Below are 15,076 nucleotides of genomic sequence, written 5' to 3' on the forward strand. Positions count from 1 at the left end.
AATAACACCTGACCTCATGCCGGGTGACCCGGGAAATACCCTACAACGATAAGAGAGAATAATGATGAGTAATGCTTTCGTACAACAAGAAGCCGTGCAGAAATTATTACGTGAAGGCGCGGGTTTACATGTCCCTGGCGGTAACGAACGTTTTAAAGCCATTATTCACCGTCTGCTGGAGAATATCTGTACGCTGATCGACGACTATAACGTTACCGAAGAAGAGTTCTGGCATGCGGTGAACTATCTGCATGCGCTGGGCGGCCGTCAGGAGGCGGCGCTGCTGGCGGCGGGACTGGGTCTGGAGCATTTCCTCGACCTGCGTCAGGACGCCATTGACGCGGCGGCGCGCCGGGAAACCGGCACCCCGCGCACCATCGAAGGGCCGCTGTATGTGGCTAATGCGCCGCTGGCCGACGGCCACGCCCGGATGGATGATGGCGCCGACGCCGGGGAAGTGATGTGGCTGCATGGCCAGGTCAACGATACCGAGGGCCGGCCGGTGGCCAACGCCATTGTCGATATCTGGCACGCCAATACCCTCGGCAATTACTCCTTCTGCGACCCGAGCCAGAGCGAATACAACCTGCGCCGGCGGATCCGCACCGGCGCCGATGGCCGCTACAGCGTGCGCAGCATCCTGCCATCCGGCTACGGCTGTCCGCCGGATGGCCCGACGCAGAAGCTGCTGGATCGGTTAGGCCGCCATGGCAACCGTCCGGCGCACATTCACTTCTTCGTCTCCGCGCCGGGGCATAAACATCTCACCAGCCAGATCAACCTCAGCGGCGATAAATACCTGTGGGATGATTTTGCCTTTGCCACCCGCGACGGCCTGATTGCCGACCCGATCAAAGTGACGGACCGCGAGACTATCGCGCAGCGCGACCTTGAGGGAGAGCACACTGAGGTCTGTTTTGATTTCACCCTGTGTAAAGCGCTCAGCGCCGACGAAGAGCAGCGCGGCGCCCGCCTGCGCGCCAAAGCGTAATCTGCTGTAACGGCCCCGGGCATGCGGTTGCCCGGGCCAGACATTGCACCTGAAAGCAAACAATTCACCCGGTTTCTTTCATCCTGAATACTGCAGGAGGGACTGACTCATGCAAAAAACGCTATCAGCGCTTAAAAACAAAATTAACAACGCCTTAATTGTCGATCGTGAAAACCATATTTACCGCTGCCACCGTTCGATATTTACCGACCCGCAGCTGTTTGAATTTGAAATGAAGCATATCTTTGAAGGTAATTGGGCGTTTCTCGCCCATGAAAGCCAAATAGCCGAGCCGGGGGATTATTATACCCTGACGCTGGGGCGTCAGCCGGTCATTATTACCCGCGATAAAAAGAACGAGCTGCATGCGTTAATTAACAGCTGCGCCCATCGCGGCGCCATGTTATGTCGACGGAAAACCGGGAATAAAAACTCATTTACCTGTCCGTTTCACGGCTGGACCTTCAGCAATAATGGCAAACTATTAAAAGCCAAAGATGAAAGCACCGGCGGCTATCCTGACACTTTCAAACAGGAAGGATCGCACGACCTGCAAAAGCTGCCGCGTTTTCAGTCCTATCGCGGTTTCTTATTCGGTAGCCTCAATGCCGACGTGCAGCCGCTGGAAGCCTATCTCGGGGAAACCTGCAAAATCATCGATCTGATCGTCGACCAGGCGCCGGAGGGGCTGGAGGTGCTCAAGGGATCGTCGAGCTATGTGTACGAGGGCAACTGGAAGCTGGGCGCAGAGAACGGCGCTGATGGCTACCACGTGAGCGTGGTGCACTGGAACTATGCCTCCACCATGTCGCGGCGCAATTATGAAGCGGAAGGCACCCATGCGGTGGACGCCAACGGCTGGTCAAAAAGCCTCGGCGGCGGCTACGGATTTGATAACGGCCATATGCTGCTGTGGACCCGGGCGCTGAATCCGGAGGTGCGCCCGGTGTATGCCCACCGCGAGCGCCTGCAGGCGGAATTCGGCGAACTCCGCGCCGACCAGATGGTCAACGAAACCCGCAACCTGTGCCTGTACCCCAACGTCTATCTGATGGATCAATTCTCCACCCAGATCCGCGTCATTCGTCCGCTGGCGGTGGACAAAACCGAAGTCACTATCTGGTGCTTTGCGCCGAAGGGGGAATCCGACCAGGCGCGGGCCCTGCGCATCCGCCAGTACGAGGATTTCTTTAACGTCAGCGGGATGGGGACCCCGGACGACCTCGAAGAGTTCAGCGCCTGTCAGCGCGGCTATCTCGGCGAAAACCTGGCGTGGAGCGATCTCAGCCGCGGCGCGCTGCGCTGGGTCGACGGTCCGGATGCGCATGCGCAGCACGCCGGATTTCATCCGCGCTTAAGCGGCGTGAAATCAGAGGACGAGGCGCTGTATATCGCCCATCACCATCACTGGCAGACGCTGATGCTGGCGGCGATTGAACAAGAGCAGCAACGCTATGACCAGTCGATCACCCAGCGCGTGGAGGTGGCCTGATGCTGAACCTCGAACAGGTACGCCAGTTTCTCTACTACGAAGCCCGTCTGCTGGATGATCGTCAGTGGGATGAATGGCTCAGCTGCTACAGCCCGCAGGTCGTCTACTGGATGCCGGCGTGGGGCGACGATGACCAGCTGACGCGCGATCCGCAAAAAGAGATTTCGCTGATCTACTATCCCAACCGCGAAGGGCTGGAGGATCGCGTCTACCGCATTAAAACCGAGCGCTCCGGGGCCAGCACGCCGGAGCCGCGAACCACCCATATCATCAGCAACGTCGAGCTGCTGGGGGAGAACGATGAAGGGCTGGAGGTGCGTTACAGCTGGGTGACCTGGAGCCACCGCTATCAGCACACCGACGCCTTTTTCGGCGCCACCTGCTGCACGCTGACCGAGCAGGACGGCAGACCGCAGATCGTGCGCAAAACCGTGCGCCTGAATAACGATTATATCCGTCAGGTGATCGACGTTTACCACATTTAAGAGGCGCTTATGACCTTCACTATTGCTCTTAATTTTGAGGACGGTATTACCCGCTTTATTCAATGCCATGCCGGAGAGAAAGTCCTGGATGCCGCCTATCGGCAGAAGGTGAATTTGCCGATGGACTGCTCGGACGGCGTGTGCGGCACCTGCAAATGCCACTGCGCCAGCGGGGAATACGCTCTCGGCGACGAGTATCTCGACGAAGCGCTAAGCGACGCGGAAGCGCAGGCCCGCCAGGTGCTGACCTGTCAGATGGTGCCCACCAGCGACTGCGTAATCGATGTGCCAGTGGCTGCCGCCCAGTGTAAAACCGCCCTGACGAACACCGGGGCGCAGGTGCGGCAGGTGAATTGTCTGTCCGATACCGCCGTCGAGCTGGTGGTCGCCCTCGATGAGCCGCTGGACTTCCTGGCGGGGCAGTACGTCAACATCCAGGTGCCAGGCACGCCGCACGTTCGCGCTTATTCCTTCAGCTCCCGCCCAGGCTCGGCAGAAGGACGTTTCCTGATCCGTAACGTGCCCGGCGGCATGATGAGCCAGTGGTTAACCCGGCAGGCGCGGCCCGGCGATCGCCTGATCCTCAGCGGCCCGATGGGCAGCTTCTATCTGCGCCATGGCGAACGTCCGCTGCTGATGCTGGCCGGCGGTACCGGGCTGGCGCCGCTGCTCTCCATGCTCGAGACTCTGCAGGCGCAGAACAGCTCGCGCCCGGTGACCCTGCTGTATGGCGTCACGCGCGACGGCGACCTGGTGAAGACCGAGGCGCTGGAGGCATTTCGTCAGCAGTTAACCCACTTTCGCTGGCTGCCGGTGGTGGCGGAGGAAAACAGCGCCTGCCCGCAGCGCGGCTTTGTCACCGATCATCTTGACGACGCTATGCTGAATAATGGCGAGGTCGATATCTACCTTTGCGGCCCGCCGCCGATGGTCAACGCGGTCGCCACGGCGCTGCGTGAGCGAGGGATCGCCCCGGCGGGCTTCTGGTACGAGAAATTTATCGCCAGCCAGAGCGCGGCGGCATAAGGAGGTAGTATGCGTTTTCGCGATAAAGTGGTCGCCATCACCGGCGCGGCCCAGGGCATTGGCCGCCAGACTGCGGAGCAGGCGGCTGCGGAAGGCGCGGCTCTGCTGCTCATCGATCGCGCGCCCTGGGTGCGCGAGCTGGCGGCGACCCTGGCGCAGTCCGGCAGTCAGGTGCTGGCGCTGGAGGCGGACCTGGAACAGTGGTCGAGCGCCGAGCAGGCATTTGCCGACGGGGTCGCGCATTTTGGCCGCATCGATGTGCTTATCAATAACGTTGGGGGGACCATCTGGGCGCGGCCGTTTGCCGAATACCAGCCGGACCAGATTGAGAAAGAGATCCGCCGCTCGCTGTTTCCCACCCTGTGGGGCTGCCGCGCGGCGCTGCCCTGGATGCTCAAGCAGGGCAAAGGCAGCATCGTCAACGTCTCATCGGTGGCGACGGCGGGGGTCAACCGGGTGCCTTACTCGGCGGCGAAAGGCGGCGTCAATGCGCTGACCCGGTCGATCGCCATGGAGTACAGCGGCAGCGGCATCCGCATCAATGCCGTCGCGCCGGGCGGGACGGAGGCGCCGCCGCGCCTGACGCCGCGTAACGACGAGCAGCCCGGTGAGCAGGAGAAGGCATGGTATCAGCAGGTGGTCGATCAGACGGTGGCCAGCAGCCTGATGCACCGCTACGGCACGCTGGCGGAACAGGCGAACGCGATCCTGTTCCTCGCCAGCGATGAGGCCAGCTATATCACCGGCGTCACCCTCCCGGTGGCGGGTGGCGATCTCGGCTAACGGCGGGTCGCGTACCAGCAGAGCAGGGAGCCGAGACACACCATCCCGGCCCCCTGCCAGAAGGGCCACGATAGCGCGGCGCTAAGCAGGATCGCCGCCAGCGCGGAGGAGAGCACCGGCGTGAAGTAGGAGGCCGCCGCCAGCAGGCTGACGTTGCCGTGGAGGATCCCCACGTTCCACGCGGCGTAGGCCAGACCGAGCGCCACCGCTACCGTCAGCAGCTTGATGCTGACCGGCCAGCTGAAGACCATCGGCGGCTGCGGCGTGGCGAGAAACTTCAGCCACAGCGTCAGCGCGGTTAACAGGACGAACAGGGTAATGGCATTTTTGCCGCGGGCATATTTGGCCGTCACCGTGCAGTAGGCCGCCCAGATAAAGGCGCCGATAAAGGCCAGCAGATAGCTGAGCGGGCTGGAGATGACGTTGCTGATAATCTCGTCCAGCTGCAGGCCGTGCTCACCCCCCAACACCCAGCCGACGCCAAGCAGGGCGAGAAGCAAACCGGGGATCACCAGCCAGCTGCTTTTCTGACCATTAAACAGGATGGCGAACAGGATGGTCAGGCTGGGCCACAGGTAATTGACCATCCCCACTTCAATGGCCTGCTGACGGCTGGCGGCATAGCCCAGGGATAGCGCGAGGCAGATTTCATAGCTGACGAACAGCGCGCTGCCGGCCAGCAGATAGCGGCGCGGGATCTGGCGCAGGTTAGGGAAACCGACGGTAAAAATCAGCAGCAGGCCGCTGAGGCTGTAAATCATCGCCGCGCCGCCGACCGGTCCCAGTCCTTCGCTGACGCCGCGAATCAATCCGACCATGGTGCTCCATAAAATAATGGCGGCGAAGCCGATGGTCGTGGCTCTCTTTTTCTCCATGCTTATCCTGAGGGTTACGCAAATGCAGCCGGCATATATATCATCTTTTTACCGCCGCGGGGCGAAATTTTCCGCCATGGGTAACCCCTAGGGATTAGTGAAAACCGCCGCGGCTGGCGATTAAGGGGGCGTTGGTTTTGCTCCTTGATTTGACGCAAATTTTCCCGGGATTTTGCTGTTAGTTTCCTCCGCGCGATGAATCAACATCCTGCATGGAGGAATGCAATGGACGTCAGCCGCAGAAAGTTCTTTAAGATCTGCGCAGGCGGTATGGCCGGAACCACAGCTGCCGCCCTGGGCTTTGCCCCCAAAATGGCGCTGGCTCAGGCACGCAACTACAAATTGCTGCGTGCGAAAGAGATCCGCAACACCTGCACTTACTGCTCCGTTGGCTGCGGGCTATTAATGTATAGCCTCGGCGACGGCGCGAAAAACGCCAAAGAAGCGATTTACCATATTGAAGGGGATCCGGACCATCCGGTGAGCCGCGGCGCGTTATGCCCGAAAGGCGCCGGCCTGCTGGATTATGTCCACAGCGACAACCGCCTGCGCTACCCGGAATACCGCGCGCCGGGATCTGATAAATGGCAGCGACTCTCCTGGGATGAAGCCTTCAGCCGCATCGCCCGGCTGATGAAAGCCGACCGCGACGCCAACTTTATGGAAAAGAACGAACAGGGCGTGACGGTTAACCGCTGGCTTTCCACCGGCATGCTGTGCGCTTCGGCAGCAAGTAATGAAACCGGCATGCTGACGCAAAAATTTGTGCGTTCGCTCGGCATGCTGGCGGTAGACAACCAGGCGCGCGTCTGACACGGACCAACGGTAGCAAGTCTTGCTCCAACATTTGGTCGCGGTGCGATGACCAACCACTGGGTGGATATCAAAAACGCGAACGTCGTGGTGGTGATGGGCGGCAACGCCGCGGAAGCCCACCCGGTGGGATTCCGCTGGGCGATGGAAGCGAAAAACAACAACGACGCCACGCTTATCGTTGTCGACCCGCGCTTTACGCGTACGGCGTCGGTGGCGGATATCTATGCGCCGATTCGCTCCGGTACCGACATTACCTTCCTGTCGGGGGTCCTGCTGTACCTGATCGAACATAACAAAATCAATGCCGAGTACGTGAAGCACTACACCAACGCCAGCCTGCTGGTGCGGGATGATTTTGCCTTCGAAGAGGGGCTGTTCAGCGGCTATGATGCGGACAAACGCCAGTATGATAAATCGTCCTGGAACTACCAGTTCGATGAAAACGGCTACGCCAAACGCGATGAGACGCTCAGCCATCCGCGCTGCGTGTGGAACCTGCTGAAGCAGCACGTTTCCCGTTACACGCCGGAGGTGGTCGAAAACATTTGCGGTACGCCGAAAGCGGACTTCCTCAGGGTGTGCGACGTGCTGGCCTCAACCAGCGCCGCCGATCGCACCACCACTTTCCTGTATGCCCTGGGCTGGACGCAGCACACCGTCGGCGCGCAAAACATTCGCACCATGGCGATGATCCAACTGCTGCTCGGCAATATGGGCATGGCCGGCGGCGGCGTGAATGCCCTGCGCGGTCACTCTAATATTCAGGGACTGACCGACCTTGGCCTGCTGTCCACCAGCCTGCCGGGCTACCTGACGCTGCCTTCTGATAAGCAGCCGGATCTGCAGACGTATCTGACGGCCAACACGCCAAAAGCGACCCTGCCGGACCAGGTGAACTACTGGAGCAACTACCCGAAATTCTTTGTCAGCCTGATGAAGTCCTTCTACGGCGAGGCGGCGCAAAAAGAGAACGACTGGGGCTTCGAGTGGTTACCGAAGTGGGACCAGGCTTACGACGTGATCAAGTACTTCAACATGATGGATAACGGCAACGTCACCGGCTATATCTGCCAGGGCTTTAACCCGGTGGCGTCGTTCCCGGATAAAAACAAGGTGGTTCGCAGCCTGAGCAAGCTGAAGTACATGGTGGTTATCGACCCGCTGGTGACTGAAACCTCGACCTTCTGGCAAAACCACGGCGAGTCGAACGATGTCGACCCGTCGACGATTCAGACGGAAGTCTTCCGCCTGCCATCGACCTGCTTTGCCGAAGAGGACGGTTCGATCGCTAACTCTGGCCGCTGGCTGCAGTGGCACTGGAAAGGGCAGGACGCGCCGGGCGAGGCGCGCAACGATGGCGAAATCCTGGCCGGGATTTACCATCGCCTGCGCGAACTGTACCGCACCGAAGGCGGTAAAGGCGCTGAGCCGCTGCTGAAGATGGGCTGGCACTACAAGCAGCCGGATCGTCCGGAATCAGAAGAGGTGGCGAAAGAGAACAACGGCTACGCGCTGGCGGACCTGTATGACGCCAGCGGTGCTCTGGTGGCGAAGAAAGGCCAATTACTGAACAGCTTTGCGCTGTTGCGCGATGACGGCACCACCGCGTCGTCTTGCTGGATCTACAGCGGCAGCTGGACGGAGCAGGGCAACCAGATGGCGAACCGCGATAACGCCGACCCGTCGGGTCTGGGCAATACGCTGGGCTGGGCCTGGGCGTGGCCGCTCAATCGCCGGGTGCTCTATAACCGCGCGTCAGCCGACATCAACGGCAAGCCGTGGGATGCGAAGCGGATGCTGATCCAGTGGAACGGCAGCAAGTGGGTCGGGAATGATATTCCGGACTTCAATACCGCGCCGCCGGGGAGCAACACCGGGCCGTTTATCATGCAGCAGGAGGGGCTGGGTCGCCTGTTCGCACTGGATAAGCTGGCGGAAGGGCCGTTCCCGGAACACTACGAGCCGATGGAAACCCCGCTTGGCACTAACCCGCTGCACCCGAAGGTGGTCTCCAGCCCGGTGGTGCGTGTGTATGAAGAGGACGCCATTCGCTTAGGTAAGAAGGATAAGTTCCCGTACGTCGGGACCACCTATCGTCTGACCGAACACTTCCATACCTGGACCAAGCATGCGCTGCTCAATTCCATCGCGCAGCCGGAACAGTTTGTCGAAATCAGCGAAGGGCTGGCAAAAGCGAAAGGCATCGCCAACGGCGACCGGGTAAAAGTCAGCAGCCAGCGCGGCTTTATTCGCGCGGTGGCGGTGGTGACGCGCCGTCTGCAAACTCTCAACGTCAACGGCCAGCTGGTGGAGACCGTCGGGATCCCGCTGCACTGGGGTTTTGAAGGCGTGGCTCGCAAAGGCTATATCGCCAACACCCTGACGCCGAACGTCGGCGATTCCAACTCGCAAACGCCGGAGTACAAGGCGTTTCTGGTCAACATCGAGAAAGCGTAAGGAGCGATTCAATGGCGATGGAAACACAAGACATTATTAAACGCTCCGCGACCAACCCGATCACGCCCGCGCCGCGCGCGCGGGACCATAAGGCGGAAGTCGCCAAGCTTATCGATGTCTCCTCCTGCGTGGGCTGTAAAGCCTGCCAGGTGGCCTGCTCCGAGTGGAACGACATCCGCGATGAGGTGGGGCACTGCGTCGGGGTGTACGACAACCCGGCGGATCTCAGCGCGAAATCCTGGACGGTGATGCGCTTTAGCGAGACCGAACAGAACGGTAAACTGGAGTGGCTTATCCGTAAGGATGGCTGTATGCACTGCGAAGAGCCGGGCTGCCTGAAGGCCTGCCCGTCCGCCGGGGCGATTATTCAGTACGCCAACGGCATCGTCGATTTCCAGCAGGAAAACTGCATCGGCTGCGGCTACTGCATTGCCGGCTGTCCGTTTAACGTCCCGCGTCTCAATAAAGAGGATAACCGGGTCTATAAATGCACCCTGTGCGTGGACCGGGTCAGCGTCGGTCAGGAACCGGCGTGCGTGAAAACCTGTCCGACCGGCGCGATCCACTTCGGTACGAAGAAAGAGATGCTGGAGGTGGCCGAGGAGCGGGTGGCTAAGCTGAAAAAACGCGGCTATGCCAGGGCCGGGATTTACAACCCGCAGGGCGTCGGCGGCACCCATGTGATGTACGTCCTGCATCATGCCGACCAGCCCGAGCTTTATCACAAGCTGCCTGCTGCGCCGAAGATTGATACCTCGGTGGAGCTGTGGAAAGGGATCCTGAAGCCGCTGTCGGCGGCGGGCTTTATCGCTACCTTTGCCGGGCTTATCTATCACTACATCGGTATCGGGCCAAATAAGGAAGTTGACGACGACGAGGAGGAGCATGATGAGTAAATCGAAGATGATAGTGCGCACGACCTTTATCGATCGCGCCTGTCACTGGACGGTGGTGATCGCTTTCTTCCTCGTGGCGCTATCGGGTATTTCGTTTTTCTTCCCGACCCTGCAGTGGCTGACGGAAACCTTCGGTACCCCGCAGATGGGGCGTATTCTGCACCCCTTCTTCGGGGTGCTGATTTTTATCGCCCTGATGTTTATGTTCGTGCGTTTTGTCCATCACAACATCCCTGATAAACAGGATATCCCCTGGCTGAAAGGCATTGTGGAGGTGCTGAAAGGCAACGAGCATAAAGTGGCGCGGGTCGGTAAATATAACGCCGGGCAAAAGATGATGTTCTGGACCATCATGAGCATGATTTTTGTGCTGCTGGTGACCGGCGTGATTATCTGGCGTCCCTGGTTTGCCCACTATTTCCCGATTCAGGTGATTCGCTACAGCCTGTTAATTCACGCGACGTCGGCCATTATTCTGATCCACGCGATCCTTATCCATATGTATATGGCGTTCTGGGTGAAGGGGTCGATTAAGGGGATGATTGAAGGCAAGGTCAGCCGCCGTTGGGCGAAGAAACATCACCCGCGCTGGTATCGCGATGTCGAACGTCTGGAGGCGATCAAAGAGAGTCGCGAAGGGATGAAGTAAGCCGTCTGGCCAGGAGGCCCGCTCCAGTTTTGCTGGAGCGGGTTTATGTGTTAGTGATTAATGCGTCCATCGCTGATATCACGGTCGTTCTTTCTTTAGCCAAATTGCAGATAAAATATTTTTTATCCAGCCTTTGCTTTGCCACGCTGGTGATTGCCGGCGTGTTGATGAACAGTTTCTCAAACTCCATATTAATAACCGGGGCGGCAGCATGATAATGGCCGGTCAAATGAGAATGATAGCTCAGCGGCACAATTAAACGTGTACCAAGGTCATTAAAATAATCATGTTGGATTACCATTAAATAAGGTTGAAACGCATTGGTTCTCGATGATGGGTTACGAAAGATATCAAATTGTGCCGCCATTAAATCCCTCCGAAAAAAGGATCCTCTGACAACAACCCTGCACGGGCAGTGAACTCATTCAGTGCCTTAATGAATTCCTGGTCTTTTCGGCGTTTGTCCGCATCGACGATGGTAAGTGCCTGGTTTTGCGGGTTAAACGTTGTTGTACGATCGCGAGTCTGTGACTTGTTAACGGCATTCTGTTTCATTATCTGCTCCTTGTTGTTGGCGAACTGATTATCACGCGGTGTGCGATGAAAAGAAATACCTGGTTCGGATTTGTTTTTTATTTTGCGAGACAACTTCCAGAGGAAAGCAACCGCATGAAATATTCATGGTTATGGTAATAAACCCGGCGCTGGCGTTAGCCAGCGCGGCGGGAAATAATCAGAACTTCTCCGGAATAAAGCGGAAGGGGAAATTGGTCTGTTTCATTTTGCCCATTTTGCGCTTCGGCAGCGTGACATGCTCCACTGGCAAGGCTTCGTAGGGGATCTGTGACAGCAGGTGGGTGATGATATTCAGACGCACCCGCTTTTTATCTTCGGAGCGGGCGACGAACCACGGCGCCCAGGCGGTGTCGGTGGCGGCGAACATGGCGTCGCGGGCAGCGGTATATTCATCCCAGCGGTTGAAAGACTTGATGTCCATCGGCGAGAGCTTCCAGATCTTGCGCCCGTCGTCGATGCGATCCCGCAGGCGCCGCTCCTGCTCCTGCGGAGAGACCTCCAGCCAGTACTTGAGCAGGATAATGCCCGACTCGACCATGCCGCGCTCCACCATCGGCGCGCCGTCGAGGAACTTCTGCACCTCCTCCGGGGTACAAAAGCCCATCACCCGTTCGACGCCGGCGCGGTTATACCAGCTGCGATCGAAAATCACGATTTCGCCAGCCGCCGGGAGGTGCTTGATATAGCGCTGAAAATAGAGCTGACTTTTCTCGCGTTCGGTGGGCGAGGGTAAGGCGACGACCCGGAAAATCCGCGGACTGACGCGCTCGGTGATCGCCTTAATCGTGCCGCCTTTGCCGGCGCCGTCCCGGCCTTCAAAGACGATGCACACCTTCAGCCCTTTATGCACCACCCAGCGCTGCAGTTTTACCAGCTCAACGTGGAGCTTGCGCAGCGCCTTCTCGTACGCTTTATTGTCGAGCGGGGCGATCTTCACCGCCGCGTCGACAGGATGACCGCTTTTCTTATTACCCATCGCCATGCTCCGTCTTGCCGAGGTATCCCTTTGAAGTGTAATCCTTCACTGGCGTGGCGGTGGAAAATATTCGCGCCCGGGACGGGCTAGCTGACGTTCCCCGCGGCAATGACTTCCAGCCCCACCCGCTGCCCCCATGACAGCTCCAGGGTGTTACCGTCCGGGTCGGCAAAGAAAGCGAAATAGCCCACAGGATCGCCCAGCTGCTCCGGTTCCCGGCGCAGAACGCCTTCCCGCCGCGCCTGGGCGACCTTCTCATCGATCTCCGCCTGGGTGGCGCAGGCGACGCCGAGATGGCCGAACGGACCCAGCGGCGTGTCGGCAGGGTCATCACTTTGCACCAGCACCAGGGCGAAAGGTCGGGTGCGATCGCTGAGCCACGCCACTTTACGCGCCGAGGGGAGGTTGGGTTCGCGCTGGTGAATAACGGTCATCGCCGTGTAGCGGGTATAAAAATCGATGCTGCTGGCCAGACAGCGGACGGTAAAGGCGACATGGGTAAAGCCAACATCAATATTTTGCATGGATGATTCTCCCGAGGTGAACGATGTCTCGACTTTACAACCTCAAGTTAACTTGAGATCAATCCACAATGTGTCCCTGCGCGCCCACCAATTTTTACAGGGAATTATCCACCGCCAGGCGCCTCTGCCGCCAGCAGGACCGCCATGGTGGCGCTGGCGAGCGCATGAACGAATCAGGCCGTTGTATGGAGGATACTGCCGTCGGGCGTTTTTAGCTGGTGTGGCGAGGCGGGATGGTCAATAATGCCGGCCGTCTCTCAATACCCCTATAAGATGTATGAAAAAAACGATTTTTTCACTGGCGCTGGGCACTTTCGGACTCGGCATGGCGGAATTTGGCATTATGGGCGTGCTGCCGGACATGGCGCGCGATGTCGGGATTTCAATCCCCGCCGCCGGCAATATGATTGCCTGGTATGCCTTCGGCGTGGTGATCGGCGCGCCGATCATGGCGTTGCTCTCCAGTCGGTTTTCGTTGAAATCGGTGATGCTGTTTCTCGCCGCCCTGTGCATTCTCGGCAATACCCTGTTTACCTTCTCCAGCAGCTACGCCATGCTGGCGCTTGGCCGGCTGGTTTCCGGGTTTCCCCACGGGGCTTTCTTCGGCGTGGGGGCGATCATCCTGTCGAAAATCGCGCCGCCGGGGAGGGTGACCGCCGCGGTGGCGGGGATGATCGGCGGCATGACGGTGGCTAACCTGGTGGGCGTTCCCGGGGGCACCTGGCTTGGGCATCATTTTAGCTGGCGCTATACCTTCGCGCTCATCGCGGTGTTTAACGTCGCGGTGTTTATGGCCATCTTCTGCTGGGTCCCTACGCTGTATGATCGGGCCACCACCCGGCTGCGCGAGCAGTTCCGTTTCCTCGCTTCCCCGGCGCCGTGGCTGATTTTTGCCGCCACCATGTTCGGCAACGCCGGGGTGTTCGCGTGGTTCAGCTATATCAAGCCCTTTATGCTCAACGTTTCCGGCTTTGCCGAAAGCCGGATGATGCTGATTATGATGCTGGCGGGGCTGGGGATGGTGGTCGGCAACCTGTTCAGCGGCAAAATTTCCGGGCGCTACAGTCCGCTGCGCATCGCGGCCATCACCGACGGGGCGATCGCTGTGACGCTGCTGCTGATCTTTGCCTTCGGGGAGCATAAAATCGCTTCGCTGACGCTGGCGTTTTTCTGCTGTGCCGGGCTGTTTGCCCTGTCGGCGCCGCTGCAGATCCTGTTGCTGCAGAACGCCAAAGGCGGCGAGATGCTGGGGGCGGCAGGGGGGCAGATCGCCTTTAACCTCGGGAGCGCCATCGGCGCCTTCTGCGGCGGAATGATGATTGCCCAGGGCTTCGGCTGGAACAGCGTGGCGCTCCCCGCCGCCACGCTGTCGTTTCTGGCGATGAGCGCCTTGCTCATCTACGGCCGCCATCAGCGCCGACAGGCTTGCTAACGACGCTTACTCACGCCAGGGCTCGCCGAGCGTCAACATCAGCCGGTTGGCCCAGGCGAAAAAGACCGCTGACTGCAGCAGATCCAGCTGGGCCAGAGTATCTAAGCCCTGTTCATCAAGCGCTGCCAGATGGCTGGCATTCAGCGCGGGCGGCGTCACCGATAGCGCGGCGGCGGCGTCGATTTCCGCCTGCCAGCGCGGCGACTGCCCACCGCGCAGATCCTCTCCCGGCGTCACCGCCAGCAGCGTGTCGACGGCGGTCTCGTCCTTCGCCAGCTGCGCCGCTTTGCGGGCATGCACCGAGGCGCAGTAAATACAGCCGTTGATTTTACTGGCCACCGTGGCGGCCAGTTCACGTTCGGCGCGCGGCAATCCCCCCGGGGTATAGAAAATACCTTTATCGGTCAGCGTCCGCTGCTCCAGCACCGGCTGGTTGCGCGCCAGCAGGCGGAAGTAGGGCGAATCGCTATGGCCATATTTGGCCAGAATCGCCTGTTCTTCAGCGCTAAATTCCACCAGCGGTTTATCCGCCAGCCAGGGTTCCCAGTGCAGCTCCTCGCGGGTGAAGCGCACGGGGGCCGCTTTGCCGCTCTGCGCGTGCGGGGTGGTGTGCCAGTACCCGGCCACCACCGGCGTATCGGCGCTGACGATGGGCTGGTGGTTGAGCGCCCGCAGACCCAGCAGCAGGCGGCTCTGGAAGCTGACAAAGGCCACCAGCTGCGCCAGGGTGACGATGCCCCGCAGGCTCCAGCCCGCGTTTGTCAGAGCCTGCAGCGCGCCGGGTGTCGCTTCGACGGGGGTGAAGGTCAGCAGGCGGGCAAAGGCCAGCGCCGGAACCAGACGATCCGTGGTCGGATCGGCCAGGCCGAAGCCGGCATAGTGCGCCGCCAGCGCGTCCGCCTGATGGAGCTTCGCCACCTTTGCCGCCACCGCGAAGCGTTCATCGAGGGGAAAGTCGGCGTCCTGCTGGCTGAACAGCACTTCATAACTTCCCTGCGCATGTCGGGTAGCGGCATCGCGGACTGCGCGCGCCTGGTCGAGCGGGGAACCGGCGGCGATCTCCGCCAGTTCGGCCAGAATATCCTGACTCAGCGTCAT

The 15,076-nt window shown here is 59.7% G+C and carries 15 protein-coding genes; 9 read left to right on the top strand and 6 right to left on the bottom strand.

The features are described 5' to 3' along the window. Window positions 1-64 precede the first annotated feature (64 nt). The 5 genes from catA to benD all read left to right on the top strand — a co-directional run bounded on the left by catA (window position 65) and on the right by benD (window position 4,777). Entirely contained in the window at window positions 65-991 is a 927-nt protein-coding gene (catA, locus tag L2I46_RS21070; RefSeq protein WP_236948212.1) for a catechol 1,2-dioxygenase, read from the top strand. A 109-nt stretch (window positions 992-1,100) separates the two neighbouring features. Next, a complete protein-coding gene (locus tag L2I46_RS21075; protein ID WP_236948199.1) occupies window positions 1,101-2,483 on the top strand; it encodes a Rieske 2Fe-2S domain-containing protein in 1,383 nt (460 codons plus the stop codon). Further along, on the top strand, window positions 2,483-2,968 hold the full coding sequence (gene benB, locus L2I46_RS21080) for a benzoate 1,2-dioxygenase small subunit (protein ID WP_023289852.1): 486 nt from the start codon (window positions 2,483-2,485) through the stop codon (window positions 2,966-2,968). The genes L2I46_RS21075 and benB overlap by 1 nt, the downstream gene beginning before the upstream one ends. A 9-nt stretch (window positions 2,969-2,977) precedes the next feature. Then, complete coding sequence (gene benC / locus L2I46_RS21085) at window positions 2,978-3,994, top strand: benzoate 1,2-dioxygenase electron transfer component BenC (RefSeq protein WP_132133546.1); 1,017 nt, start codon at window positions 2,978-2,980, stop codon at window positions 3,992-3,994. A 9-nt stretch (window positions 3,995-4,003) separates the two neighbouring features. After that, entirely contained in the window at window positions 4,004-4,777 is a 774-nt protein-coding gene (gene benD, locus L2I46_RS21090) for a benzoate diol dehydrogenase BenD (RefSeq protein ID WP_065881635.1), read from the top strand. Here the strand turns inward: benD and yddG are convergent. Then, window positions 4,774-5,652 carry an aromatic amino acid DMT transporter YddG gene (yddG, locus tag L2I46_RS21095; protein WP_032453011.1) on the bottom strand — a complete coding sequence of 293 codons (879 nt, stop codon included), beginning with the start codon at window positions 5,650-5,652 and terminating at the stop codon, window positions 4,774-4,776. The two genes, benD and yddG, sit on opposite strands and share 4 nt — an antisense overlap. A gap of 225 nt (window positions 5,653-5,877) precedes the next feature. Between yddG and fdnG the strand changes: the two genes are divergently transcribed. The 3 genes from fdnG to fdnI are packed head-to-tail and all read left to right on the top strand — an operon-like array spanning window position 5,878 to window position 10,470. Then, a complete protein-coding gene (gene fdnG, locus L2I46_RS21100; RefSeq protein ID WP_236948200.1) occupies window positions 5,878-8,925 on the top strand; it encodes a formate dehydrogenase-N subunit alpha in 3,048 nt (1,015 codons plus the stop codon). 11 nt (window positions 8,926-8,936) lie between these two features. Further along, a complete protein-coding gene (gene fdxH / locus L2I46_RS21105; protein WP_032453008.1) occupies window positions 8,937-9,821 on the top strand; it encodes a formate dehydrogenase subunit beta in 885 nt (294 codons plus the stop codon). Further along, window positions 9,814-10,470, top strand: coding sequence for a formate dehydrogenase-N subunit gamma (fdnI, locus tag L2I46_RS21110; protein WP_023289846.1), 657 nt, complete (start codon window positions 9,814-9,816; stop codon window positions 10,468-10,470). The genes fdxH and fdnI overlap by 8 nt, the downstream gene beginning before the upstream one ends. A gap of 43 nt (window positions 10,471-10,513) precedes the next feature. On the opposite strand, the gene L2I46_RS21115 is transcribed toward fdnI, so the two are convergent. From L2I46_RS21115 to L2I46_RS21130, 4 genes are all read right to left on the bottom strand, one after another. Continuing rightward, on the bottom strand, window positions 10,514-10,837 hold the full coding sequence (locus L2I46_RS21115; protein WP_023289845.1) for a CcdB family protein: 324 nt from the start codon (window positions 10,835-10,837) through the stop codon (window positions 10,514-10,516). Beyond that, window positions 10,837-11,025 carry a hypothetical protein gene (locus L2I46_RS21120; RefSeq protein WP_102002520.1) on the bottom strand — a complete coding sequence of 63 codons (189 nt, stop codon included), beginning with the start codon at window positions 11,023-11,025 and terminating at the stop codon, window positions 10,837-10,839. Before L2I46_RS21120 ends, L2I46_RS21115 begins: the two co-directional genes overlap by 1 nt. Before the next feature lie 178 nt (window positions 11,026-11,203). After that, the gene (gene ppk2, locus L2I46_RS21125) at window positions 11,204-12,022 is read right to left on the bottom strand and encodes a polyphosphate kinase 2 (protein ID WP_023289843.1); all 819 of its coding nucleotides are present in this window, start codon (window positions 12,020-12,022) and stop codon (window positions 11,204-11,206) included. An 86-nt stretch (window positions 12,023-12,108) separates the two neighbouring features. Continuing rightward, window positions 12,109-12,546, bottom strand: coding sequence for a VOC family protein (locus L2I46_RS21130; protein WP_236948201.1), 438 nt, complete (start codon window positions 12,544-12,546; stop codon window positions 12,109-12,111). Between the two features lie 277 nt (window positions 12,547-12,823). Here L2I46_RS21130 and araJ point away from each other — a divergent pair, with 277 nt between their 5' ends. After that, window positions 12,824-13,978 (top strand): MFS transporter AraJ, encoded by a 1,155-nt coding sequence (araJ, locus tag L2I46_RS21135; RefSeq protein WP_023289841.1) that lies wholly within the window; start codon window positions 12,824-12,826, stop codon window positions 13,976-13,978. Window positions 13,979-13,984: 6 nt separating this feature from the next. Here araJ and L2I46_RS21140 read toward each other — a convergent pair whose 3' ends face one another. Next, window positions 13,985-15,076, bottom strand: a complete 1,092-nt coding sequence (locus tag L2I46_RS21140) for an alkylhydroperoxidase domain protein (RefSeq protein ID WP_236948202.1) — start codon at window positions 15,074-15,076, stop codon at window positions 13,985-13,987.

It is taken from the genome of Klebsiella sp. 2019SCSN059 (assembly GCF_021739525.1).
Lineage (GTDB): Bacteria > Pseudomonadota > Gammaproteobacteria > Enterobacterales > Enterobacteriaceae > Klebsiella > Klebsiella quasipneumoniae.

Coding starts and splice junctions, on each gene's coding strand:
- catA (WP_236948212.1), top strand. CDS start 65: ATGAGTAATGCTTTCGTACAACAAGAAGCCGTGCAGAAATTATTACGT.
- L2I46_RS21075 (WP_236948199.1), top strand. CDS start 1,101: ATGCAAAAAACGCTATCAGCGCTTAAAAACAAAATTAACAACGCCTTA.
- benB (WP_023289852.1), top strand. CDS start 2,483: ATGCTGAACCTCGAACAGGTACGCCAGTTTCTCTACTACGAAGCCCGT.
- benC (WP_132133546.1), top strand. CDS start 2,978: ATGACCTTCACTATTGCTCTTAATTTTGAGGACGGTATTACCCGCTTT.
- benD (WP_065881635.1), top strand. CDS start 4,004: ATGCGTTTTCGCGATAAAGTGGTCGCCATCACCGGCGCGGCCCAGGGC.
- yddG (WP_032453011.1), bottom strand. CDS start 5,652: ATGGAGAAAAAGAGAGCCACGACCATCGGCTTCGCCGCCATTATTTTA.
- fdxH (WP_032453008.1), top strand. CDS start 8,937: ATGGCGATGGAAACACAAGACATTATTAAACGCTCCGCGACCAACCCG.
- fdnI (WP_023289846.1), top strand. CDS start 9,814: ATGAGTAAATCGAAGATGATAGTGCGCACGACCTTTATCGATCGCGCC.
- L2I46_RS21115 (WP_023289845.1), bottom strand. CDS start 10,837: ATGGCGGCACAATTTGATATCTTTCGTAACCCATCATCGAGAACCAAT.
- L2I46_RS21120 (WP_102002520.1), bottom strand. CDS start 11,025: ATGAAACAGAATGCCGTTAACAAGTCACAGACTCGCGATCGTACAACA.
- ppk2 (WP_023289843.1), bottom strand. CDS start 12,022: ATGGGTAATAAGAAAAGCGGTCATCCTGTCGACGCGGCGGTGAAGATC.
- L2I46_RS21130 (WP_236948201.1), bottom strand. CDS start 12,546: ATGCAAAATATTGATGTTGGCTTTACCCATGTCGCCTTTACCGTCCGC.
- araJ (WP_023289841.1), top strand. CDS start 12,824: ATGAAAAAAACGATTTTTTCACTGGCGCTGGGCACTTTCGGACTCGGC.
- L2I46_RS21140 (WP_236948202.1), bottom strand. CDS start 15,076: ATGACGCTGAGTCAGGATATTCTGGCCGAACTGGCGGAGATCGCCGCC.